The following is a 22,351-nucleotide window of genomic DNA, read 5'->3' on the forward strand; positions in this document are numbered from 1 at the left end:
TTTCCATCATTACTTGCCTTCCTTTCCCTTGTTCATATCCCTGAATCCCACCCAGCCCTCATCCTGAAGCCGGTTTTCCTTTTCAAAAACTTTCTCAAGCTCCGCCTCAGGCTGCTGCGGGGCTCTTCTGACCGCCTCCATCAATTCCATCTGGACGCGTTTCCATTCCTCCACGGCGCGCGCGTCCTCCGATGGCCCCCAGGCTCCGCTGCGGAACAGGGAGGACAAGCGGCGGGAAGCCGCGCGGCGCGTCTCCTGCGGAACCTGCATCATCACCTCCCGCCTCCGGAGGAGCCTTTCCACCTGCGGAGCAGGCAGCCCGGAAGTAGCCACTTCAATCATGGCGTCCGCATCCCCCTCCCCACCGCAATCCTCATCAACCAGGCAGGTCATGCGGCACAACAGTCTATCGTCCTCCGGTACGCTGACGCCGGAAAACTCCGCCTCCCGCCTCCGGTCCCGGGACTCCGTATAACGCCTCAATTGCCCGGAACTGATCAAGCCGTACTTTTCCGCATTCGCCAGCCCTTCATCCCGGAGCAGGCCTCCCCCGGACACCGTGCGCGCCACGGATTCCGCATAACGCCGCTTCAGCTCTCCATACGCCGTAACGGCCTCCTGCGCCACTTTCCTTTCCTCCGGGGTCTGCGGCGGTTTCCCGCCACCGGAAACAAGACGAACCGCCCGGACCGGATCGCGCCGCACCTCCTGCACCGCCTGGTTCAGGGCCACGCGGCTGCGGGCATCCTCCACCATGCGGGCGGCCTCCTCCCCGGTCACAAAAACGCCGCGGCCTTCCTCAATCCTGCGTTCAGCCAGTCCGGCCTCTCCCTGCTCCACGGCGTATTCCACCCCTCCGGTCCAGGCCCGCCGCGCTTCCTCCAACTGCCCCAGGCGGGACATCTTCTGCAAATAAATGCTTCCGGCAGACTCCAGATTCTCCCTCGCCAGCTCCACCCTCTCCCGTACCGGAGCGGACATCCTGCCGGGCAGATAGGAGGGAAGCCGCTCCGCGAGCGCCTTTTTCCATCTTTCCTGAACGTGCTCCGGCTCCCCCCCGGCCTCCAATTCCCGCATCACGTCCTGTTCAAAACGGTACAGGCCGTTGCGGGCCTCCGCCCACTGTCCGGCGTCCCTCACCTCCTGCATCTCCTTCACGGCGGTTCCCGCCGTTCCGGCCAGTTCCATCACGCCCGCAGCCAGGTTCCGCACTCCGGCGGCCTGCGCTTCAAACGCGTTCAACGGAACCACGCCGGACAAATCCGGCGCCACATGCAGCATCCCAAAATCCTGTATTCGTATAGCCATCTTTAATGGCCTCCAAGCTAGGAAGGGGACGGAAGGCCCGGCATCCATTCCAAACCGTTACCGTCCGGCACTTGCCTCTTGCCAAAACCGGACCGTTCCAACACAATCAGCCCCATGCCCCGCATCCGTTTCACCGCCGCGTACGATGGACGCCCGTACCTGGGCTGGCAGAGCCAGCCGGGGGGCCGTACCGTACAGGATGTCCTGGAACGCGCCTTTTCCGCCCTCTTCGGCTCTCCAGTCCGCATCCACGGTTCCGGCAGGACGGATGCCGGCGTGCATGCCCTGGGCCAGGTTTTTCATGTGGACGCGCCGGATACCCACCGCATTCCGGCGGACAAATGGCCCACCGCCCTCAACACCCGCCTTCCCCATACCATCCGGGTCATGCACGCGGAATACGCAGCCCCCGGCTTTCATGCCAGGTTCAGCGCCGCCGGAAAAACCTACCGCTACTGCATCTCCCGCGCGCGCATCCTCAGCCCGTTTGACGCGGGGCTGGCCTGGCACCGTCCGCTAGCCTGGAGCGTGGAAACCCTGGAACAAGCCGTGCTCCTTTTTACGGGAACGCATGACTTCAGGGCCTTCGCGGCCCTTCGCGGCAATGAACCGCGCCCCATCCCGGAAGACCACTTCCGCCGCACGATCACGCGGGCGCAAGTGGAGCAAAAGGGAGACCACGTCTTCATCACCTTCACCGGAACGGGCTTCCTCTACAAGATGGTGCGCCTCATGGCAGGCGCCGCCCATGAAGCGGCCAGGGGGAAAATCACGCTGGACGAGCTGGCGCGCCTCATCAACTCTCCGCGCCCGCAGGATAAAAGCCCGTTCTGCGCTCCGCCGGACGGCCTCACGCTGATGCGGGTCCACTACCCGGCGGAACCCCAGGAAAACCGGCCTAAATAAGCCAAAGACGGCCCGCAGCCCTATCTCCGTTTCACGCCGTACAGACCCTCCCGCCGGATCAGCGCCTCCACCTCCGGATTCAAATGAGGCACCGGACATACGCCCGCGCGCAGGTCATGCCGCACGCGGGTGGAGGAGGAGGGTTCATCCCCCTCAATAAAAACGGCGCGCACCCCCTCCCTGGGGAGAGGCTCGCCGCCGCGGTGGTACACAATAAACGTCACCAGTCCGGCCAGATGCTCCCAGCGGCCCCACTGTTCCAGGGAATCCCACTGGTCCTTTCCCATAAGCCAGAAAAGCTCCGCTCCGGGATAACGCTCCGCAGCGCACTCAGCCACCCTCCACGACCATGAGGGAGGGGGAAGAGTCAAATCCGTACGGTCCAGCACAGCCCAGTCCAGCCCCCGGAGCGCCAGCTCAATCATCCGGCAGCGCTGGTCATCCGTTACGGCGGGAGCCTGCTCCTTCAACGGAGACAAGGAACACGGCATGAACAGAACGCGGTCCAGCCCGCAATAGTCACGGGCATGGGCGGCCACGCGAACATGCCCCTCATGCACGGGATCAAACGAACCGCCGAAAATGCACAATTTCACCGTCCGTCATTCATCAAAAACATCAAAGACCTTCCGTGCCCTTGTAAGGCAGGAACCCGCCGATAGGCACGCGCACCATCCTCTTTTCCAGAGGCAGGCGGCGGAAACGGGTGATAAAATCCGTCAGTCGCCCGTAATTGCGCTCCGTCTTGGGAATCCCCTGCTGGCCGCAATTCACGTCCGGATTGTAATGCAATTCAATGTGAAGGTGGGCCGGATACATCCCGCGGTTCGTGCCGATGGTGCCCACCTGCGTGCCGCGCAACACCAGCTGGCCCAGCACTACGTTAATATCGTTCAAATGGGCGTAAAGCGTCTGGCAGCAGAGCACCTTTCCGGACTTGGGCTCCCGGAAGGCATGGCGGACGATCACCACCTTCCCCCATGCGCCGCGGGCGTCCGCCGCGTAAGTCACCACACCGTGGCCAACGGAATAAACGGGATCGCCCAGATCGGAATTGCCCCCGCTGTTGCCGTTCCAGTCCTCGCCCATGTGGCGGGGGCTTTTCACGCGCAGGCCGCGGGACCGGTAATAGCCGTTGCCGTCAGGCTTGCCTACCGGAAAATCAAAACCGTCGCAAAGGGGGACGAGCGCGAACTTGCTGTCCCGCCGGGCCATGTAGACGGGAGCGCTCTCGCTGATAAACGCGGACCCGGTCAGAAGAACCAGCGCCAGCAGTAAAAAACGGAAATAGGACATAGGAGCAAAAGTCCTCCGTATGCTAAACGGGCGCCAGTCCCGGATCAAGCCGAATTCCCCGTATGTCGAAGTTAGAAGTTACTAACCCCTTCCGCCCCCTTTGCGCGAAACCCTTTCAACTTGACAGCCAGCCCCCCGTATGAAAGAAAGAATGAGTTTTTCCCGTATTTGGCAACACACGTTTTTTTCTGCATGAACAAGCTTACCTCCCTCTTCCTTGGAACAATTCTCTCCTCTTCCATGCTGCCCGGATGGGCCGCGGACCCTCCCAAGCCCTACGGAGCGGTGCCCACCCCCGCACAGGTCAACTGGCAGCGCATGGAATTCTACGGCTTCATCCACTTCGGCCTGAACACCTTCACGGGCAGGGAATGGGGATATGGGGACGAAAATCCGAAAATCTTCAACCCGACGGACTTCAATGCCTCCGACATCGTCTCCACCTTCAAGAAAGGCGGCATGAAGGGGATGATTTATACGGCCAAGCACCATGACGGCTTCTGCGCATGGCCCACCAAGTCCACGGACCACAATATCACCAAGAGCCCGTGGAAAAACGGCAAGGGGGACGTGGTCAAGGAATTCGCCCAGGCCTGCAAGAAAAACGGCATCAAATTCGGCACTTACCTCAGCCCGTGGGACCGCAACAATGCGGACTACGGCAAGGAAGGCTACCTGGACGTTTACTACAAGCAGATCCGCGAACTGCTGACCAATTACGGCCCCGTCTTTGAAATCTGGTTTGACGGAGCCAACGGGGGGGACGGCTACTACGGCGGAGCCAGGGAAAAGCGTAACATCGGCGATGCGGAAAAGTACTACAACTTTGAAAAAATCGTGGAAATGATCCGCAAAATCCAGCCCAACTGCATCATCTGGGGCGCGGGCCACTACGGCGACGCCCGCTGGGGCGGATCTGAAAAAGGCCACGTCAACTATCCCCACTGGAGCACGGTGGGACTGAATGGCGGAGGCGGAGGCACCGGCAGGCGCGGCGGAGAACGCTGGGTGCCGGCGGAAGGGGATACCACCATCAACCATTCCGGCTGGTTCTGGCACCAGGGGCAGGCGTCCCGCGTCAAATCCCCGGAAGAGCTCATGCAGGTGTGGTTTGACTCCGTAGGCCGCGGAGCCAACCTTATCCTGAACGTGGCGGCGGACAAGACCGGCAAGCTGGACCCCGCGGACGTCAAATCCCTGATGGAATTCAAGGAACTGCGCGACAAGCTGTATGCCAGGGACTACGCCCTGGGCGCCACTGTCACGGCCAGCCAGACGCGCGGCAATGACAAGAAATTCGCCCCTTCCAACATGACGGACGGCAACATGGAGACCTACTGGGCCGTGGAGGACGACAACCTGACGCCCACCGCCTTCATTACCCTGCCCAAGCCCGCTACCTTTGACGTCATCCGCCTCCGCGAACAAATCCGCCTGGGCCAGCGTGTAGACTCCTTTAACATTGACGCCTTCATCAACGGCAAATGGGTCTGCATCGACAATGAAGGAAAAACCATCGGCAACCAGGTCATGCGCCGCCTGAACCGCCCCATCACCACCCAGAAGCTGCGCCTGCGCATCACGGGAAGCCAGGCGACGCCCTGCATTTCTGAATTCTCCCTCTTCCGCCAGCCGGCAGGCGCGGTGCGGCCCTCCATCTTCCGCCGTGGAGACAACCTCATCATCCTGGCGGACGGCAAGAACAAGATCCTGTACACGACGGACGGAAGCGAACCCAAGGCAGGTTCCCCCGTCTACAGCCAGGGTGCCAAATTCGAGGAAAGCGGCACCGTCAAGGCACGCTGCCAATTCTCCAATGGCAAGCTGGGTCCCGTCAGCCAGGCCAAGTTCGGCATCAGCAAAACCGGTTGGAAGGTGAAAAACGCCACCTCCGGCAACGCCGCAGCGGCTATTGACGACAACCCGGAAACCTCCTGGTTCGCCAAAGCGGAAACGCCTCAATCCTTTGTTGTGGACATGGGCAAGCCCTACCAGGTCTCCAGCTTCTCCTACCTGCCCAGGCAGGACGGGAAAACGTCCGGAATGACGGACAAGTACCGGTTTGAAGTGAGTCCGGACGGAAAAACCTGGACGAAGGCGGCGGAAGGGGAATTCTCCAACCTCCGCGCCAATCCCATTGAACAATCCGTCAACCTTAAGAACGTCAACGAACCCGTGCGCTATTTCCGCTTCACCGGCACCAATTCTCTGGACGGCAACAGCGCTTCCGCCGCGGAAATCAACGTATTCGGCGCTCCGGCAGGCAAATAAAATCCCGCCTCTTTTCCGCATCAAGGCGTTCCGGTTTTTCAAGGCCGGAACGCCTTTTTCATGATCCTGCCTGTTACGGGCCGTAACCCTGCATTGCCCATGCTTGGGAGAAGGGAGAAACCATGCCGCCCTTCCCGCCCGGATAAAGGGCATGGGAAAAACGGACCGGATAACCGGAACGGAACGATTAATTTCTCCTGCGCCGCATCAGCAGGCAGGCAATGCCAAACGCCCCCAGCATGGCCGAAGAAGGTTCCGGTACGGGTGCCGCCTTCAAGTTGTTGGCCAGACGAAGTTTTTTGGGTTCAAGGGATGGAGCCTCAAGGGCATCTCCCGTGATCAGGGATTCCAGGGAAAGTTCCTTCTCACCGGAATCAACGATGGCGTCATTCTCATCCTGTTCCGGATCAGCGGAAGGACCGGCCCCCGGATTTTTATCCGGAACAGAGGGCTTGCCCTTGTCATCTGACGGTTTGGAACTTACTCCGCTGTCCGGCACCTCAGGCTTGACATGGTCTGCGGCAAATCCACCCGCTATTCTGGGAGGGCCGCCGTAAAAACCGCCCCCGCCGCCACGGGACACCAGTGATCCGGACAGAGGGCCGTACACGGCCTCACGGGCCATGACTTCCTCGCTATGGGGCATATAGGACTTGCCGTAGGAAAACATGGCCGCTATTTCCCGTTCCAGCTTCCAGGAAACATCCTCATTCAGAATCCCCCTGGCCTTCACCTGCACGGGCAAAGCCATTCCCACCCCCTGGAGCGGTTTTCCGTCTACCACGGAGAAGGCTTGCACCACATCCCCGCGGGAAGAAACAAAACGGTAAACGATGTAATAACCGGAGGGAAAGGCGGGGGAAGAAACGGCCAGGGCTCCGCCGTCATTAACCGCCTTCACCATCTCGCGGGAAAGGGGGAGCACGGCATCCATTTTAATAACCGCCTCATCACCGGGAACCGGGGCTCCGGGACTTGAACTGGCAGGCACGGCGGCGTACACCAGCGGCGCGGTCAATGATAACAGGGCAATGGCAATCTTGGTCATGATAAGTGTATTGAAACCGCCGCGGTTCCGTATTGCACAACAGATGACCCATAAATGACACTGGCCCCGAAAGGAAGACCCGGCCCCCAGCCCCGCCGGGAAAGCACGTCCGGAAAAACAAAAAACGAGCCAATCAGCCTCCCGTTAAATCACAAGGTAGAACTCCAACAATATTTCCCCTCCGGGAAACCGCTCCGTATACGCTTTTTTTCTCCTTTTTCCCCTCCCGGCCCTCTCTGTCATACCGCGATTTCCGGCCGTGGGGAGCGGGCCAGTTTACAAATAAAATTCCATTAAAAAGGGCGCATCCCGGAGGATGCGCCCTGTGCAAATCATGCTGGTGGAAAAACTTATTCCTGGCCGCTGAAATCAGGCGTAAGAATCAGGAACTGGTCGCTGACATCCTTGCCCCTTCTCTTGGGGATGAAGGTGTCCTGGAGGTTGTCGTTGTCGTCCAGTTCCAGGGTCTTGGCGCTCTGGGCGGTCGTGAAGATCAGAACCTTGCCGCGGAAGCTTTCCGGGTCAAAGCGGACGGCGTTGCCGGCCACGACAGTGCCGCCGTCTTCACCGGGAAGCACGGAAGTAACCATCAGGGGGTATTCACCCACGGAGCTGCCGATGCCCACCTTCTTGTTGTTGTCACCCTTGCGCATGACGTAGGAAATGCCCACTTCACCGGGGGTCAGGGCCTTGCCGTCATAAATTTCACCGTCGGGGGTGACGGTGGAACCGCCGGAAGGAGTCTGCACCTTGGCGTAGAAGTTGCTTTCGGAAACGGATTCGTTGCCCAGAAGCTGGCGGAAGTAGTCATTGGAGGTGTCTCCCTGGAGAGCGCCCAGGCCCGTCATGTAGTTGTGCTGCGCCACCACGCGGTCTGCGGTGATGTCATCCGGGAAGTTGCCCAGCTTGCTGTTGGACTTGAACTCGTTCATCGCCACGCCCACGTTCTTCATGTTGGTCAGGGCCTGCATCTGGTCGCCCTTGTTGATCTGGTTCAGAATCGGACCATACGCCACGGAAGCCAGCAGGGCGATAATGGCGATAACAACCAAAAGTTCGATCAGGGTGAACCCCCTGCGTAACTGGCGTGTTGCAAAAGATACTTTCATTGTTGGATATGATGGAATGTTTACAGTTTAAGAAAACCGTACGTGGTTATCTATGTTCGTCTCTACTATTAACGTGATTTCCCAGTCAGGACAAGCATATTCTCATAAAAATGTTGGGCCTGGAAAGGCGCCGGACTTCCTCCGCGCGCCCCGTTTTCCGGGGGGGCGGAAAAATCCCGCGCCATGGGAAATCCATGCCTACCTGCCGCTGCCGAAAAAGGCGCTCAGGCCTTCCAGCGCTCCGGCTTCCGGCTTGTCCGCCTCGGCAATGACCTGGCGCTGAAGCTCCGCAATCTCGTCCAGGCCCTTGCGGCCCAGTTCCAGCATCCGGTTCATCTGGTCCGCCGTAAACACGGCCTCCTCCCCGGAACCCTGCACTTCCACAAACTCTCCGTGATCCGTCATCACCAGGTTCATGTCCACCTCCGCGTCCTTGTCCTCCACATAGCAGAGGTCCAGCAGGGCCTCCCCGTCCAGCATGCCCACGGAAACGGCGGAAACCAGCCTCTTCAGGGGGGATTCCGCCAGCTTCCCGGCGGCCATCAGCTTGTTCACGGCAATGGCCAGAGCCACGGAAGCCCCGGTGATGGAAGCGGTGCGGGTGCCGCCGTCAGCCTGCAGCACATCGCAATCCACCCAGATCGTGCGCTGGCCGATCTTGCCCAGATCCACGGCGGCCCTCAGGGAACGGCCGATCAGGCGCTGAATCTCGCTGGAACGCCCGTCCAGCTTCCCTGCCGTAATATCACGGCGCTTGCGGTCAAGCGTGGAATACGGAAGCATGGAATACTCCGCCGTCAGCCACCCGCCCTCCACGCGCTGAACCTTCATCCAGCGGGGCACATCCTCCTCAATCGTAACGGCGCAAATCACCTTGGTGCGGCCGAAGGTCACCAGCACGGAGGCCGTGGCGTTCGGGGCAATGCCCGTTTCAAAGCTGATCGGGCGCAACTGGTCCACAAGTCGTTTATCCTGACGTTCCATGCGCGGAATCATGACGGATGCGGGCGGTTTTTTCAAATGGAAAGTGGAATTCCCGCGCCAAACCGCTAATATCCCCTCCATGAAACTCCCCAGCACCCGCGTGGCCGTCATTGACGTGGTGGCCCTTTCCCGCCAGATGATGGAACACATGCCCAGGCTCACCGCGTGGGCGGAGGGGCGGCGCGTTTCCTCCTTCCCCCCCGCCTTCCCGGCCCTTACCTGCACGGCGCAGAGCACCTATGTAACGGGGCTTTCCCCGCGGGAGCACGCCATTCCCGCCAACGGATGGTACAACCGGAACATGAGTGAAATCCAGTTCTGGAAGCAGTCCAACAAGCTGGTGCAGGGACCGCGCCTCTGGGAAAAACTGCGGGAACGGTACGGCCCCGGCTTCACCTGCGCCAAGCTCTTCTGGTGGTACAACATGTACTCCACGGCAGACTGGACCATCACGCCGCGTCCCATGTACCCGGCGGACGGCCGCAAGGTCTTCGATATTTACACCCAGCCCATGGAACTCCGGGAAACCATTAAAAAGGACCTGGGGGAATTCCCCTTCCCCACCTTCTGGGGGCCGATGGCGGGCATCCAGTCCTCCCGCTGGATAGCGGACTCCGCCCGGTGGGTGGAACGGAAGCACCGCCCCAGCCTCAGCCTCATCTACCTGCCCTACCTGGACTATGACCTTCAGAAATTCGGTCCCTCCTCCATGCAGGCGGCACGGGCGGCGGAGGCCATGGACGGCCTCCTGTGCGACCTGATCGGCTTTCTGGAACAGGAGGGCGTCACCCCCGTTATCCTCAGTGAATACGGGATTTCCGACGTCTCCCGCAGCATTGCCCTCAACCGCCTCTTCCGGGAACGGGGCTGGATCACCGTGAAACCGGAAATGGGTACGGAAATGCTGGACTGCGGCGCCTCCCGCGCCTTTGCCGTGGCGGACCACCAGACGGCCCTGGTTTACATCAACGATCCCTCCGTGAAGGAGGAGGCAAGGGCCCTGCTCTCCGCCGTCCCTGGCGTGGAGGAAATCCGGGAAACGGACTTCTCCGGGCTGAATCCCGCGGCGCAGGAACGCCTGCCGGACTTCACCGCCATCGCGGCGCCGGACGCATGGTTCACCTACTACTACTGGCAGGATGACGCCAAGGCGCCGGACTTCGCCCGCTGCGTGGACATCCACCGCAAACCGGGCTATGACCCCGCGGAAATGTTTTTTGACCCCGCCCTCTCCTTCCCCATGCTTCATGCCGCCGCCTTCCTGTTGAAAAAGAAGCTGGGGTTCCGCGCCCTGATGAAAGTCATCCCGCTCAACGGAGACCTGGTAAAAGGCTCCCACGGCCGGGACAAGGTGCCCGCACACCAGCAGCCCGTATTCATCGGTCCTGCTTCCCTGCCGGAAATCCGTTCCGCGCAGGATGTGCATGAGGCCATTCTCTCCGCCTTCGCGGAAGACTGAACCCGGGCGCGAGCCCGTCAGCGGGCGTCCGGCCTGGGATCGTACTTCAAACCTGGAACCTCCCGGTAATGGATGCCGTCCCACAGGACGGGAATGCAACAGAAAAACCAGCTTCTCTGCCCGCCGTCCCCCTTCCAGTGGCCGAATACGCTGCGTACCAGCACACGGTTCAACCCCTTGCGGAGCTTTACCTTCACGGGAGGGCGGAAAAAATACCCCTCCCAGGTCAGGGGAGCCTCCTCAATGCGCCCCTTGCCCCAATCCGTCCAGGGCAGGCTCTTGAACGGCCACTTGGGGGGATTCACGCGCTTTCCGTTCAGCCACACGTCCCCGCCGGAAAAATCCCAGCTCCCCTGCTCCGGAGCACGCGCGCTGCGGTATCCCCCGGAATGCCCCCACATGCCGTTCAGGCCAACCATCAGCCACACTTCCTGATCCTTCGGGCTGCGGATGGAAGTCAGCGCGTAACAGGTCCCGCCGCTCTTCCCCACATCCCCTGACATCAGCGTAGGCCAGTGCTCCAGCCGGTACTGGTTCCGGTGCATGTTGAACATCGCAAAAAGGTGCCTGATATGCACGGCTCCGCCGTAAACGGGCGTGCTCTTCCACTCCAGCGTCCTGTCCCCGTTCCGGTAGGAAGGAGCAATCTTTCGCTCCGGTTCAAAGGACGTATCATTCTTCCCCCGGTGGTCAAACGGGCCCACCAGGCTCCAGGCCATATCCGCCTGTTTCACATACGCAAAGGGAACGCCCCGGAAAAACCTGTCACGGTGGGAGGCCAGGCGCTGTTCAAACTCCCGAAACTCCGCCCATCCGGCCGTTCCTTTGGGGGGAAGCTGCGCCATGTAATCCTTCCTCTTGGTGGCGCCTCCGCGCCAGACGCGTTCCGCAAACGTCAGCACGCAGGGATAAAGGGGATACTGTTCCAGCACCCTCTTCTCACTGCTCAGATTCCCGTCGCACCACACGGGCAGGATGGCTCCCAACGCCTTTTCATCCCCCCGGGGAACTTCGCACGGCTGCTGGAAAAACACCTGGTATACGCCGGACTGGGAATCCGCCCAGTCAATGTAAAAGCCATTGCTGTCTATGCGCTTCTTTCCCTTGTCCATCCGAGCTCCGGCCTCGCTCTCCCCCCAGCACATCAGCACGGAATCCTTGTCGTGAGGACCGCCCGGCGACCATACAATCACTTCCTTCCCCTTCCCCCGGAGATACTCCGCCATGCGCGGAATAAAATCCTTCATGGTAATATGCACCTCGTCGGACCCCATATGGAAATACCTACCGGGAAAGAGGGGAACAACCTCGTCCAGCACCTCCTTCAATATGGAAACGCCCTTCTCCGTCTGCATCCCCGTCTTCATGGCCTTGGCGAAGGGCTGGCTGTGCCCCGGCATGTCGATCTCCGGAATCACCTGGATATTCAGCCCGGCGCAATAATCCACCAGCTCCTTCAACTGTTCCTGCGTATAAAACTTGCCCGGCAGCCGTGACTTCCAGTGAAAGGCGCGGTCCGTCAAGGCCGGGTACTTCTTCACTTCCAGCCTCCACGCGGGATCATCCGTCAGATGCAGATGAAGCGTATTAATCTTGTAGCGGGAAACCCGGCGCATCAGCTCCTTGATAAACGCGGGAGACATGTAATAACGCCCCACGTCCAGCATCATGCCCCGCAGGGCGAAGGCGGGTTCGTCACTGATCTGCACGGACGGCATGAAAAAACCTTCCTTCTCTTTGGAAACCAGCTGCCGCAGCGTTTGCAGGGCATTGAAAAAACCGCCAAAGCTCCCAGCCCTGACAGTTGCCTTTTCCGGTGCGACGGACAGAGCATATGCTTCCCCCTCAATTCCGGTGTCCAGGCTCAACTCCCATGTCAGGGAACCTTCCTCAACAACATCCTTGCTCACGGAAGCCGGAATGCCGGACATCCTGAACACATCCTTCATTTCCTTCACCAGGTCATCCCTGCGGGGAACATCCCGGCCCAAATGCACATGAACGCTTTTGAAACGCGCCCCACCCGTACCCCTGACGACTTTGGAAGGATATGGAATCAGCGCAGGAGAGGAAAACTCCGGCACAGGCGCAGTTACCACCTCCCCGCCCATCAGCCCCCACGGGGAACAAACCAGCAGGGCGGCAAAAAACCATACAGGAACGCTGAAAACTATGGGCAAAAACATTCCCTTATCTACGGCAGCTCCCTGCACTTCCTGTCAAAACAGGCCTGCCGGAGTTGCCTCCTTCTTCTGGTCTTTTTAACACTGCATGCCGGCTCCTTCACGCCGCTTTTCACCCCCTGAAACGGACGGGAAGGAAAAAATCTTTCCCTTCTTCATACGTCAAACCGCTCCCGCGCTCAGCGCAGGCGTTCCAGAAGGGCGTCAATATCCATGAAATCCTGTCCGTGGATCAGCTCTCCGAGAATGGGCGCATCGGAAAACTCCTCCACCATGCTCCTGTTCGTCACGCAGGCGGTATCCCACTCATCCTTCACGTTATTGAACACAATGCCCAGGCATTCCAGGCCGCGCGCCTTGATCGCATTCAGCGTCAGCAGGGCATGGTTGATGGCTCCCAGCTTGTTGCCGATCACCAGCAGGACGGGCAGCTTGTAATCCGCCGCCAGGTCGCTGAAATTCCGTCCGGGGCCGATCGGGACTTCCCAGCCGCCCACCCCTTCCACCAGCACGCACTCATGAGCGGCGGCCAGGGCGTCATAGCCGCGGCGGATGGCGTCCTCATCCACCGCCGTATTCTCCAGCCGTGCGGCCACATAAGGGCACGTGGCGTTCTTCAGGAAAACGGGATTCAACTGGTCCAGCGTCAGGCCTTCCGGTCCGGCTTCACGCAAAAGGCGCGCGTCCTGCCTGTCTCCGCACGCCACGGGCTTGAACCCTGCGGCATTAATACCCGCTTCTCTCAGGGCCTTGACAATCAGGCAGCTCACGTAAGTCTTGCCTACTTCCGTATCCGTTCCGGTAACAATGAAATTCCTCATATCAATATTCAATTTCAGGGATGGGACCTTCTGATCTCCTCAAGCTGCCCCCGTGTGGACACGCCGTCGGGAGTGGTCACCCAGTGATTGATGAAAGACCAGATGATCACGGCCAGCACCAGGCAGAACAGCTTGGCCGGCCAGTTAAGCAATAGCAGTTTTTTCATTGGAAGAAGAAATATTCAGCAGTTCTTCAAGGCGTCCCTTCAACTGTTCCGGCGTCAGATTGCGTTCCAGCTTGCCGCCCACGGCCAGGGCGATGGCCCCCGTTTCCTCGGACACCACCACCACCACGCAGTCGCTCTCCTCCGACATGCCCACGCCCGCCCGGTGGCGCAGCCCCAGGGTGCGGTCGCTCATCTCCTTCTGGGACACCGGGAACACGCAGGCGGCGGCGGAAATGCGGTCGCCGGAAATCACCACGCCCCCGTCGTGCAGCGCCGTTTTGGTATGGAAAATCGTCAGGGCCAGTTCAGGAGAAAAAATGGCGTCCAGCTTCACGCCGGAATCCTCAATGGGCTTCATGCTGATGCTCCGCTCAAAGGCGAACAGAGCCCCGAACCGAAGGTTGGAAAGCTTGCTCACCGCCTTGCAGAAATTGTCCAGGAAATCCACCCGCTGGAGCTTGGCGAAGGAGGAGAAAAACGGATGGCTGCCCAGCTTCGCCAGCCCCACGCGCAGCTCCGGCTGGAAAATCACCACGAGCGCCAGCGCCAGGCCGGGGGCGAAAATGCGCGTCAGGATCCATGAAATCACGTTCAGCTGGAAGAAAAAGGCCAGCACCACCAGGGCCAGGAAGCAGGCAAACAGGCCCACCATGATGCGCGCGCCGCGCGTCGCGTGGAAAGCGCGGTAAATCTGGTACAGGAATACCCACAGGATGAAAATTTCAACGATCGCCCGGAGCGCATCCTTGATCATAATCCAGTCCCACATGCGCAACAAGCTACACAACAACCCGCATGATTGCAATACCGATCCTTTCGCGTTACGGCCGGGCACCGGAAATTTACCCTCAACCTCCAGCCACTCGAATCCAGAGGCATCGCTGCACGTTCCGAATACAGGCAAGAGCTTTTGAAAAAAATAACGGCTCCTTGAAAAATGAACAATAACAACAGGTGGAAATTGGCTTAAATTAACGATGCGAATCCGCCTTAGGCAAGGTTCTAAAACCGGAAATTCCCTCTGGCTTACGGTACGGACTTGCAACGGAGAACCCGAAAATCCGGACATGAAAAAGAGTAGGAAAATAATAATCGTAAGATGATAACAATTGCACAATTAAAAGGAGTAGGAAAAATATGGCTCGCCCTGGTGAAGCTTCAAGATGAAGATCCTGCTAAAGTCAGTAAAATATTTGAACAGCTTAAAGGAGAACTCACTGTGAAATTAGGAAGAGGCTGGCAAAAATATGATCCCGTAATAAGACAGGGAAGGCCCCAATCATATAAAGCGCTCTTTCAAGAATTGGATAAAAATAGTCAAGAATCTGCATCGGAATTCATAGAATACTGTACAAACGAGATTCCAGAAGATTCTCTTCTCTCGCCAACGATATACCTCATTCTTATCTTATGCGTCTGTGAAGTAGGACGTGGATATGGACAGGCACCGGACAATATGCTGGCTTATGCGCATGATCTTGTTAAAGACCCCGGTCTTACATGGGGAAAACTGTTGGATGAAGCAGGAAGCTCTCCGGATTTCGCATTTCTCTGCAAGGGAGATTCCGATGAAGATTATGAGGAATAATGCATGACCGCCGTCCGTAACCGGATGCGGCTGTAATAATTCCATACGTCACAACTCTCATTACATATTGAAGTTGTCACCACAGGGGAGAATGCTATAAAGGGAGCATGAAACTCCGGGTTTATCTCTCTCTGTTCTCGGTCGCCCTCATCCTCACCATTTCCACGGGCTGCATCATTTCCCACTGCACCACCCCCGCGGACGGCGGCGCTCCCGCCGCTGCCGTCCGCCCGGGGCTGGAGCAGGAGCTGAAAAAGGACGTCCGCTACCTGTCCAAAGACTGCCACCCGCGCCCGGCGGGGTATGAAAAGAACCAGGCCAGGGCGGTCCAATACATCGCCCGGTCCCTGGCGGACTCGGGAGCCACGGTCACGTACCAGCCTTTCACGGCGGACAAGCGCACCTTCGTCAACGTCAGCGCCGTTTTCCCCGGTAAATCCGCCAAAAGAATCATCGTCGGCGCTCATTACGACACCTGCGGGGACACCCCCGGAGCGGACGACAACGCCAGCGGCGTGGCCGGACTGCTGGCCCTGGGGCGCATGCTCAAGGGCGTCTCCCCCCACTGCACCATTGAGCTTATCGCGTATGCCAATGAGGAACCGCCCTACTTCGGCACGGAACAGATGGGCAGCGCACAGCACGCCCGGAAACTCTATACGGAGCAGATAGGGGTGAAAGCCATGATCTGCCTGGAAATGATCGGCTACTTCTCGGACAAGGAAAACAGCCAGTCCTACCCCGCCGCGGGCATGGGCGCCCTGTATCCGGACAAGGGGGACTTCATCGCCATCGTCGGCAACTGGGACAGCGTCAGGCTGGCGCGTACCATCCAGAAAAACATGCAGGCCTTCCTTCCCACCGTCCGCCTGAACCTGCCGGAAATCAAGGGCATGTGCATGGACTTCTCCGATCACCGCAACTTCTGGGCCAAAGACCTGCCCGCCGTCATGATTACGGACACCTCCTTCTTCCGGAACCCGAACTACCACCAGCCCGGAGACCTGCTGGAAACGCTGGACTACGCCTGCATGGCGCAGGTGGTCCGGGGCGTGCACCAAGCCGTGCTGCATCTGGCGCAAGACGGCAAATAAAACGGAGAGATAAAAAACTCCCCGGAACGGACAGCCTCAAACGGCGTTTCCGTCCATGATCGTGATGATGCGGTCTCCCCGGCGGGCCAGGTGCTCGTCATGCGTCACGATCACCAGCGTCTTGCGGGACTCGTCCGCCAGGCCGAACAAAAGGTCCAGCACCTCCGCGCCGTTCTTCCGGTCCAGGTTCCCGGTGGGTTCATCCGCAAAAATGATGGGAGCGTCATTCGCCAGCGCACGGGCGATCGCCACGCGCTGCTGCTCCCCGCCGCTCAGCTCGCTGGGCAGATGGTTCAGGCGGTGGGAGAGGCCCACGCGCTCCATCAGCTTCGTCACGTATTCCACGCGCGGCCTCCTGCCGATGGAGGAGGCCAGGCAAGCGTTTTCCAGCGCCGTCAGCTCCGGCATCAGCAGGTAATTCTGGAAAATGAACCCCATGTTCCGGTTCCGGAACACGGACCGCGCCGTGGCGGACAAGGCGTAAATATCCGTGCCGTCAATCGTCACGGTCCCCTGCTGGGGCGTTTCCAGCCCGGCCAGCGTGTACATCAGCGTGGTCTTTCCGGCTCCGCTGGGGCCGCACAGGAACACCTTTTCCCCGGCGGCGATGTGCAGGTCCACCCCGTGCAGAATCTCAATGGACTTCTTGCCGATAGAATAGCTGCGGTGGAGGTTGGCGGCGGTAATCACGGGCGCAGTATAAGGGAATCCGTACGGGATTAAAGTTCTATGTTGTCAATAAGACGCACGTCGCCGAAATAGACGGCGGCGGCCATCAACGCCGGATCCCGGTTCTCCGCCAGAGGCTGCATGGTCTCCGCATCCACAATCTCCAGATAATCGATGCGCGTGCCGGGCACCGCCTCAATCATGGCGGCGGCATGCTCCTTCACCGCTTGCACATCCGTTCCGGCGCGGAACTCCTCCCGCGCCTGAAGCATGGCCTTCCGTATCACCACGGCCTGTTCCTTCTGCTCCGGCGTCAGCCGGGCGTTCCGGGAGGAGTAGGCCAGGCCGTTCCCGTGCCTCACGATCTCCGCCCCGTGGATGTGCACCGGAAAATCCAGGTCGCGCACCATGCGGCGGATAATCGCCAGCTGCTGGTAATCCTTTTTGCCGAAAATGGCGTCCGTGGGCTGCACCAAGTTGAACAGCTTGGCAAGCACCGTGCAGACGCCGGAAAAATGCCCGGGACGGGAGGCTCCGCACAGGGTGGCGGATAAACAGCCCTCCTCCACGGTGATGCTGCGCTCCCCGGCATACATCTCCTCCGGAGCGGGGGAAAACACGTAATCCACGCCCGCGCCCTCGCACACTTCCAAATCCTTTTCAGGGGTGCGTGGATAGGTCTGGAGGTCGGAGGAATTATTGAACTGGATGGGGTTGACGAAAATGCTGGCCACTACCACGCCGTCTTCTCCCGCCAGCTTGCGGGCCTGTTCCAGCAGGGCGCGGTGCCCGTCGTGGAGGGCTCCCATCGTGGGAACCAGAACCACATGGTCATGCTTGCGGTGGTGCTTCAGCAGGGCGCCCTTTAACTGGGCCTTGGTGGAAAATGTTTGCATGCGCTTAAAGTGGCCCCATGATGACAAAAGTTCAATCCTGAAATATACCTAGAAGATTGACGCATGTTTTTCGGCATGTAAACTGGCAAAGTCAGAAGACGCTAAAAATTATGAGATTCTTCAAAACAGCATTATGTGTATCCGCTGCAATGGCATTGAGCGCCACTGCCAACGCCGAGCTGAAAGTAGCAACGGTGGACGTGCAGAAACTCTTTGCCGATTACTATAAAACCCATGAAGCCCAGGCTGAAGTGGACAAGGCCGCCCAGACCGTGCAGGAAACCAACAACACCCGCGCGGAAACCATCAAGAAGATGGAAGCGGACTTCAATGACATGGTCAAGAAGCTTCAGGACCCCATGCTGAATGAAAAGGACAAGAAGGAACTGGAACAGAAAGCCCAGATCAAGCGTCAGGAAGTCATTGCGCTGGAACAGGAACGCCGCGGCTTCGTGGAACGCCAGCTCAAATCCCTCCAGGAACAGATGAAGGTGCGCTCCACCAAGATCATGGGTGAAATCACCAAGATCACGGAAGGCATCGCCACCAAGGGAAATTATGACCTTGTTCTGGACAAGAGCGCCCAGGCCCTCCGTTCCAACCAGGTCTTCGTCTACACGAAGCCCAGCATGGACATCACCCCCACCGTGATGAAGGAACTCAACAAGGACGCACCCAAGGGCTTTGACCCCACCAAGAAAAAGACCCCGGCCGTTCCCGCCGCTCCCGCGGCCCCGGCCAACTAACCCTTGACATTACCCCCGGGAAGGCGGAATCATACTCCCATGAAGCTTACACTTGAAGCCGTGGCCGCCCTTACCGGGGGAAAAATCCTTTCAGGCGACCCCGAACTGGCTGTGTTCGGGGTCGCTTCCCTTCTCGACGCCACCCGTGAGGAAGCCTCCTTCCTCGGCAATGAGAAATACTTTCAGGACTTCCTGCACACCTCCGCGGGAATCGTCCTGGTGCCTCCGGGTCTGCCCGCATACCCGGAAAACACCGCCTTTGTGGAAGTGGACAACCCTTCCATGGCGTTCAACGCCCTGGTGAAATACTTCATGGCCTCCGCCTACCGGTTCGCCCCCGGCATCCATCCCACGGCCATCATTGACCCCTCCGCCAGCTTCAACCCGGATAAAATCCATGTGGGGGCCTATACCTGCATCGGCGCGCACTGCGTGATCGGAGACGGTACGGACATCGGCAACGGCTGCGACATCGGGGACGGCGTCACGATGGGGGAAAACTGCCGCCTGTACGCCCATGTCACCATCCGTGAACGCTGCAAGCTCGGCAGCCGTGTGACCATCCAGCCCGGAGCCGTCATCGGGTCCGACGGATTCGGCTTCCTGATGGGGGACAATGGCCGCTACGTGGGCATTGACCAAGTGGGCATCGTGGAACTGGGGGATGACGTGGACGTAGGCGCCAACACCACCATTGACCGCGCCAGGTTCGGCCGCACCATCGTGGGGGAAGGCACCAAGATTGACAACCTGATCCAGCTCGGCCACAACGTCGTCGTCGGTAAACACTGCGTCATTGCCGCCCAAACAGGCATCGCGGGCAGCACCAAGGTTGGCGACTATGCCACCATCGCCGCACAGGTCGGCATCTCCGGCCACCTTAAAATCGGTTCAAAATCCGTCATGGGCGCAAAAACGGGAGTCATCGCGGACATTCCGGAAAACGTCACCTACTGGGGCTTCCCGGCATCTCCGTTCAGGGACGCCAGCCGGCAATACGCCTGCCTCAGAAAGCTTCCGGCACTGATCAAGGAATTCAATGCCCTCAAGAAGGGCCTGGAAAACCCCGGCAAGTAACGGACCTGCCGGCGCCGGAAAACCTGCGTGCCTCCCGTCTCTGGAAGGCGCGCCTTTTTACGCCTGCCCCGTCCCCCAGCGGCGGTGCAGGAACCGTTCCAGCGGGGAAAACAGAATCTTGTCAGATAAAAGGCCGATCACCACGATTACGAACATGATGCCCACCACCTGGTTCATCGCGTTCAGCTCACGCCCGTAATGCAGGAGCTGTCCCAGGCCGAACCCGGTCAGAATGGGCACGAAAATTTCCGCCGCCATCAGGGAGCGCCACGCAAAGGCCCAGCCCTGCTTCATGCCGCTCACCACAAAGGGGGCGGAAGCGGGCAGAGTCACGTGAATCAGGCAGTAAAAGGGCCCCGCGCCCATCGTGCGCGCCGCCCGGGCGTAAATGGGCGGCACATTCCGCATGCCGTTGGCCGTCGCCAGAATCACGGACCACAGCGTCCCCATGATCACCACGAACAGCATGGCCCCCTCCGTCTGGCCGAACCACAAGGTAGCCAGCGGAACCCAGCACACGCTGGGAAGGGCCTGAAACCCCAGGGAAACGAGCCCCAGGGTATTTTGAATCAACTGGAAGCGGGAGCACAGCATGCCCAGCGGAATACCCATGACAAGCCCTATTCCGTACCCCATGACCAGCCTCTTCACGGTAATCCAGGAAGACTCTTCCAGAGACCCGTCCATAAAGGAGGAGCGCAAATACTCCCACACCTCAAGCGGAGAGGGAAACAAATAGGGCTTCCACACCTTCTGGTCGCTCAAATACTGCCATACCCAGATCACGAGGATGAAAAATACGAGCGAACATCCATGGGCCGCCCACTTGGACCATTTGTGCCTGTTCATGCCATCGCTCCTTTCAAATCCTGGGTGATGCGGGCGGACAACTGCGCCAGGTCCCGGTTATTAATGTCCCTGGGATGGGGGAGGCCCACAAAATACTCTTCCCGGATGCGGCCGGGATGCGGAGTGAACAGCACCACGCGGTCCCCCAGGCAAACGGCCTCGCGCATATTGTGCGTGACGAAGATGATCGTCATGCCGCAGCGGAAATGAATATCCTGAAGATCCTGGTAAAGCTGTTCGCGGGTCATGGCGTCCAGAGCGGCAAAAGGCTCGTCCATCAGCAGGATGCGCGGGCTGGTAGCCAGGGCGCGGGCAAGCGCCACGCGCTGCTTCATTCCTCCGGAAAGCTCATGAATATGGGAGTGCGAACAATCCTTCAGCCCCACCAGCTCCAGATTCTTCTCCGCAATGGCGAGGCGGTCCCCCCGTGTCAGGCCGGGAGTCAGCTTCAGGCCGAACATCACATTCCCCATCACGTCCAGCCACGGAAAAAGGGCGGACTCCTGGAACATCACGGTGCGGTCCCGGCCCGGCCCCGTCACGGGTTCCCCGTCCAGCTCCACCACCCCGGAAGAGGGGAATTCCAGCCCGGCGATGATATTCAGCAGGGAAGTCTTTCCACACCCGCTGGCCCCCACCAGGCAAACGAACTCGCCGCCCCTGATATTCAGATTGATCCCCTCCAGGGCCACCACCTTTCCACGCCGCCCTTCAAACACCTTGCTCACATCCACAATGCGCAGCTTGCATCCTCCGGGGCCGCAATGTTCTTCACCCATCATCATCTCCCGGCGCCCTCCTTCATCATGGTTAACCGTTCCTCTTCAGCCAGCGGTTCCTCCACCGCCTCCGGAACCACCAGTCCGGCCACGTCCGGCACTTCCTTCATGAACCCCGCGTGATGGGCGTCCTGCACAAACTGCTGGAGTTTGGGAAGGGAAATTCTGTCCTTCATGACGATGCTCTTCCAGGCCTGCGCAATCAGTGCAGCATCTATTTTGGAATGGGTAAGCTCTTCCAGCTCCCTGACCACGATCGCCTGGGCCTCCTCCGGATTCCGGCGTATCCATTCGTTCAGCTCCTGATGCGCCTGCACCAGAGCCTTCACCACCTCCGGCTTGTCCTGGAGAAACTCCGCCCCGCACACCAGCACGGTGGCGATGGACTCCCTTTCATCCACCAGCACCTTCCCCCCCGCCGTCATCACCAGGCGGCTCACCCACGGCTCCACCGTCCATACGCCGTCCAGCCTGCCCTGCCGGAACAGGCTCAACTGCTCCGGATTGGGAGTGGGCAGAATGGTCACGTCCCCGCCCCGCTGCGTCACGTGCAGGCCGCCGCGGGAAAACCAGGCGCGGGCGGAAACATCCTGCGTATTGCCAAGCTGGGGAGTGGCAATCACCTTGCCGCGGAAATCCGCAGGCTCCTTCAGCACGGAATCCTTCGGAACCACTAGGGCGGCGCCCCCCTCCACGGCTCCGGCTATCATGCGTATGTCCTCCCCGCGGGAACGCACAAACGCGTTGATGGCCGGGCTGGGGCCCACGTACGCCAGTTCTATGGACTGGGCGAACACGGCCTCCATGGCGCTGGGCCCCGCATTATAAACGTACCAGTTGATCCTGACGTCCTTCCCCGTGGCCTCCTTCAGGCGTTTCTCAAACCACCCCTTCCCCTCCCGGGAAAAATGGTGGGCCACCAGCCCCTGCACGTGCGTCACATTCGGAAAATGGCCGAAGTTCAATTCAATGACATTAGGATCCTCCTTTCTTTTATCTCCGCAGGAAACAGCCAGCAGGCAGAAAAACAGGGCCGGTAAAATCGTCAGGAATCTGGAATGGGACATGAACAAAAGGAAGGGGTTACTGGGCACAGCCGAC

At 59.5% G+C, this 22,351-nt stretch carries 22 protein-coding genes; 7 read left to right on the forward strand and 15 right to left on the reverse strand.

The window, feature by feature from the left end:
- Window positions 1–9: 9 nt before the first annotated feature.
- Window positions 10–1,308 carry a hypothetical protein gene (locus HHJ06_RS02140; protein WP_215427141.1) on the reverse strand — a complete coding sequence of 433 codons (1,299 nt, stop codon included), beginning with the start codon at window positions 1,306–1,308 and terminating at the stop codon, window positions 10–12.
- A 114-nt stretch (window positions 1,309–1,422) separates the two neighbouring features.
- Here HHJ06_RS02140 and truA point away from each other — a divergent pair, with 114 nt between their 5' ends.
- The gene (gene truA / locus HHJ06_RS02145) at window positions 1,423–2,214 is read left to right on the forward strand and encodes a tRNA pseudouridine(38-40) synthase TruA (RefSeq protein WP_215427143.1); all 792 of its coding nucleotides are present in this window, start codon (window positions 1,423–1,425) and stop codon (window positions 2,212–2,214) included.
- Window positions 2,215–2,234: 20 nt separating this feature from the next.
- Here the strand turns inward: truA and nadD are convergent, their stop codons facing one another.
- Both nadD and HHJ06_RS02155 read right to left on the reverse strand, forming a co-directional pair.
- Complete coding sequence (nadD, locus tag HHJ06_RS02150) at window positions 2,235–2,810, reverse strand: nicotinate (nicotinamide) nucleotide adenylyltransferase (protein ID WP_215427145.1); 576 nt, start codon at window positions 2,808–2,810, stop codon at window positions 2,235–2,237.
- A gap of 22 nt (window positions 2,811–2,832) precedes the next feature.
- Entirely contained in the window at window positions 2,833–3,510 is a 678-nt protein-coding gene (locus HHJ06_RS02155) for a M23 family metallopeptidase (protein ID WP_022396555.1), read from the reverse strand.
- A gap of 192 nt (window positions 3,511–3,702) precedes the next feature.
- Here HHJ06_RS02155 and HHJ06_RS02160 point away from each other — a divergent pair, with 192 nt between their 5' ends.
- Window positions 3,703–5,781 (forward strand): alpha-L-fucosidase, encoded by a 2,079-nt coding sequence (locus HHJ06_RS02160; protein ID WP_215427147.1) that lies wholly within the window; start codon window positions 3,703–3,705, stop codon window positions 5,779–5,781.
- A gap of 187 nt (window positions 5,782–5,968) precedes the next feature.
- Here the strand turns inward: HHJ06_RS02160 and HHJ06_RS02165 are convergent, their stop codons facing one another.
- The 3 genes from HHJ06_RS02165 to rph form a co-directional block, all read right to left on the reverse strand.
- Entirely contained in the window at window positions 5,969–6,829 is an 861-nt protein-coding gene (locus tag HHJ06_RS02165) for a PEP-CTERM sorting domain-containing protein (protein ID WP_215427149.1), read from the reverse strand.
- 350 nt (window positions 6,830–7,179) lie between these two features.
- Complete coding sequence (locus HHJ06_RS02170) at window positions 7,180–7,938, reverse strand: type II secretion system protein (protein WP_215427151.1); 759 nt, start codon at window positions 7,936–7,938, stop codon at window positions 7,180–7,182.
- A gap of 198 nt (window positions 7,939–8,136) precedes the next feature.
- The gene (rph, locus tag HHJ06_RS02175; RefSeq protein ID WP_215427153.1) at window positions 8,137–8,922 is read right to left on the reverse strand and encodes a ribonuclease PH; all 786 of its coding nucleotides are present in this window, start codon (window positions 8,920–8,922) and stop codon (window positions 8,137–8,139) included.
- Window positions 8,923–9,001: 79 nt separating this feature from the next.
- Here rph and HHJ06_RS02180 point away from each other — a divergent pair, with 79 nt between their 5' ends.
- Window positions 9,002–10,381 (forward strand): alkaline phosphatase family protein, encoded by a 1,380-nt coding sequence (locus tag HHJ06_RS02180; RefSeq protein WP_251841380.1) that lies wholly within the window; start codon window positions 9,002–9,004, stop codon window positions 10,379–10,381.
- A 17-nt stretch (window positions 10,382–10,398) separates the two neighbouring features.
- On the opposite strand, the gene HHJ06_RS02185 is transcribed toward HHJ06_RS02180, so the two are convergent.
- From HHJ06_RS02185 to cdaA, 4 genes are all read right to left on the reverse strand, one after another.
- Entirely contained in the window at window positions 10,399–12,567 is a 2,169-nt protein-coding gene (locus HHJ06_RS02185; protein WP_215427155.1) for a family 20 glycosylhydrolase, read from the reverse strand.
- A 176-nt stretch (window positions 12,568–12,743) separates the two neighbouring features.
- Entirely contained in the window at window positions 12,744–13,385 is a 642-nt protein-coding gene (gene bioD, locus HHJ06_RS02190; protein WP_215427157.1) for a dethiobiotin synthase, read from the reverse strand.
- Window positions 13,386–13,399: 14 nt separating this feature from the next.
- Window positions 13,400–13,552, reverse strand: coding sequence for a hypothetical protein (locus HHJ06_RS02195; RefSeq protein ID WP_180972273.1), 153 nt, complete (start codon window positions 13,550–13,552; stop codon window positions 13,400–13,402).
- Window positions 13,530–14,321: a diadenylate cyclase CdaA gene (gene cdaA / locus HHJ06_RS02200; RefSeq protein ID WP_251841381.1), complete on the reverse strand. Its 792-nt coding sequence runs from the start codon at window positions 14,319–14,321 to the stop codon at window positions 13,530–13,532. The genes HHJ06_RS02195 and cdaA overlap by 23 nt, the downstream gene beginning before the upstream one ends.
- A gap of 330 nt (window positions 14,322–14,651) precedes the next feature.
- On the opposite strand from cdaA, the gene HHJ06_RS02205 reads away from it, so the two are divergent.
- On the forward strand, window positions 14,652–15,140 hold the full coding sequence (locus HHJ06_RS02205; protein ID WP_215427159.1) for a hypothetical protein: 489 nt from the start codon (window positions 14,652–14,654) through the stop codon (window positions 15,138–15,140).
- Window positions 15,141–15,247: 107 nt separating this feature from the next.
- Window positions 15,248–16,234, forward strand: coding sequence for a M28 family peptidase (locus HHJ06_RS02210; RefSeq protein WP_215427161.1), 987 nt, complete (start codon window positions 15,248–15,250; stop codon window positions 16,232–16,234).
- 36 nt (window positions 16,235–16,270) lie between these two features.
- On the opposite strand, the gene HHJ06_RS02215 is transcribed toward HHJ06_RS02210, so the two are convergent.
- Window positions 16,271–16,924, reverse strand: coding sequence for an ABC transporter ATP-binding protein (locus HHJ06_RS02215; protein WP_215427163.1), 654 nt, complete (start codon window positions 16,922–16,924; stop codon window positions 16,271–16,273).
- A gap of 29 nt (window positions 16,925–16,953) precedes the next feature.
- A complete protein-coding gene (gene panC, locus HHJ06_RS02220; protein ID WP_215427165.1) occupies window positions 16,954–17,799 on the reverse strand; it encodes a pantoate--beta-alanine ligase in 846 nt (281 codons plus the stop codon).
- 149 nt (window positions 17,800–17,948) lie between these two features.
- Between panC and HHJ06_RS02225 the strand changes: the two genes are divergently transcribed.
- Window positions 17,949–18,545, forward strand: a complete 597-nt coding sequence (locus HHJ06_RS02225; protein WP_215427167.1) for an OmpH family outer membrane protein — start codon at window positions 17,949–17,951, stop codon at window positions 18,543–18,545.
- Between the two features lie 39 nt (window positions 18,546–18,584).
- Window positions 18,585–19,622: a UDP-3-O-(3-hydroxymyristoyl)glucosamine N-acyltransferase gene (gene lpxD / locus HHJ06_RS02230; RefSeq protein WP_215427169.1), complete on the forward strand. Its 1,038-nt coding sequence runs from the start codon at window positions 18,585–18,587 to the stop codon at window positions 19,620–19,622.
- A 57-nt stretch (window positions 19,623–19,679) separates the two neighbouring features.
- Here lpxD and HHJ06_RS02235 read toward each other — a convergent pair whose 3' ends face one another.
- The 3 genes from HHJ06_RS02235 to HHJ06_RS02245 are packed head-to-tail and all read right to left on the reverse strand — an operon-like array spanning window position 19,680 to window position 22,317.
- Window positions 19,680–20,471 carry an ABC transporter permease gene (locus tag HHJ06_RS02235; RefSeq protein WP_215427171.1) on the reverse strand — a complete coding sequence of 264 codons (792 nt, stop codon included), beginning with the start codon at window positions 20,469–20,471 and terminating at the stop codon, window positions 19,680–19,682.
- Window positions 20,468–21,256, reverse strand: a complete 789-nt coding sequence (locus tag HHJ06_RS02240; RefSeq protein ID WP_215427173.1) for an ABC transporter ATP-binding protein — start codon at window positions 21,254–21,256, stop codon at window positions 20,468–20,470. The genes HHJ06_RS02235 and HHJ06_RS02240 overlap by 4 nt, the downstream gene beginning before the upstream one ends.
- Window positions 21,253–22,317 carry an ABC transporter substrate-binding protein gene (locus tag HHJ06_RS02245; protein WP_215427175.1) on the reverse strand — a complete coding sequence of 355 codons (1,065 nt, stop codon included), beginning with the start codon at window positions 22,315–22,317 and terminating at the stop codon, window positions 21,253–21,255. The genes HHJ06_RS02240 and HHJ06_RS02245 overlap by 4 nt, the downstream gene beginning before the upstream one ends.
- Between the last annotated feature and the right edge of the window lie 34 nt (window positions 22,318–22,351).

Source organism: Akkermansia muciniphila (assembly GCF_018709685.1).
In the GTDB taxonomy this organism is placed as follows: domain Bacteria; phylum Verrucomicrobiota; class Verrucomicrobiia; order Verrucomicrobiales; family Akkermansiaceae; genus Akkermansia; species Akkermansia muciniphila_E.

Coding starts and splice junctions, on each gene's coding strand:
- HHJ06_RS02180 (WP_251841380.1), top strand. CDS start 9,002: ATGAAACTCCCCAGCACCCGCGTGGCCGTCATTGACGTGGTGGCCCTT.
- cdaA (WP_251841381.1), bottom strand. CDS start 14,321: ATGTGGGACTGGATTATGATCAAGGATGCGCTCCGGGCGATCGTTGAA.
- HHJ06_RS02185 (WP_215427155.1), bottom strand. CDS start 12,567: ATGTTTTTGCCCATAGTTTTCAGCGTTCCTGTATGGTTTTTTGCCGCC.
- HHJ06_RS02160 (WP_215427147.1), top strand. CDS start 3,703: ATGAACAAGCTTACCTCCCTCTTCCTTGGAACAATTCTCTCCTCTTCC.
- HHJ06_RS02170 (WP_215427151.1), bottom strand. CDS start 7,938: ATGAAAGTATCTTTTGCAACACGCCAGTTACGCAGGGGGTTCACCCTG.
- HHJ06_RS02155 (WP_022396555.1), bottom strand. CDS start 3,510: ATGTCCTATTTCCGTTTTTTACTGCTGGCGCTGGTTCTTCTGACCGGG.
- rph (WP_215427153.1), bottom strand. CDS start 8,922: ATGGAACGTCAGGATAAACGACTTGTGGACCAGTTGCGCCCGATCAGC.
- panC (WP_215427165.1), bottom strand. CDS start 17,799: ATGCAAACATTTTCCACCAAGGCCCAGTTAAAGGGCGCCCTGCTGAAG.
- HHJ06_RS02140 (WP_215427141.1), bottom strand. CDS start 1,308: ATGGCTATACGAATACAGGATTTTGGGATGCTGCATGTGGCGCCGGAT.
- HHJ06_RS02240 (WP_215427173.1), bottom strand. CDS start 21,256: ATGATGATGGGTGAAGAACATTGCGGCCCCGGAGGATGCAAGCTGCGC.
- HHJ06_RS02235 (WP_215427171.1), bottom strand. CDS start 20,471: ATGAACAGGCACAAATGGTCCAAGTGGGCGGCCCATGGATGTTCGCTC.
- HHJ06_RS02205 (WP_215427159.1), top strand. CDS start 14,652: ATGATAACAATTGCACAATTAAAAGGAGTAGGAAAAATATGGCTCGCC.
- HHJ06_RS02195 (WP_180972273.1), bottom strand. CDS start 13,552: ATGAAAAAACTGCTATTGCTTAACTGGCCGGCCAAGCTGTTCTGCCTG.
- HHJ06_RS02245 (WP_215427175.1), bottom strand. CDS start 22,317: ATGTCCCATTCCAGATTCCTGACGATTTTACCGGCCCTGTTTTTCTGC.
- HHJ06_RS02225 (WP_215427167.1), top strand. CDS start 17,949: ATGGCATTGAGCGCCACTGCCAACGCCGAGCTGAAAGTAGCAACGGTG.
- truA (WP_215427143.1), top strand. CDS start 1,423: ATGCCCCGCATCCGTTTCACCGCCGCGTACGATGGACGCCCGTACCTG.
- bioD (WP_215427157.1), bottom strand. CDS start 13,385: ATGAGGAATTTCATTGTTACCGGAACGGATACGGAAGTAGGCAAGACT.
- HHJ06_RS02165 (WP_215427149.1), bottom strand. CDS start 6,829: ATGACCAAGATTGCCATTGCCCTGTTATCATTGACCGCGCCGCTGGTG.
- HHJ06_RS02210 (WP_215427161.1), top strand. CDS start 15,248: ATGAAACTCCGGGTTTATCTCTCTCTGTTCTCGGTCGCCCTCATCCTC.
- lpxD (WP_215427169.1), top strand. CDS start 18,585: ATGAAGCTTACACTTGAAGCCGTGGCCGCCCTTACCGGGGGAAAAATC.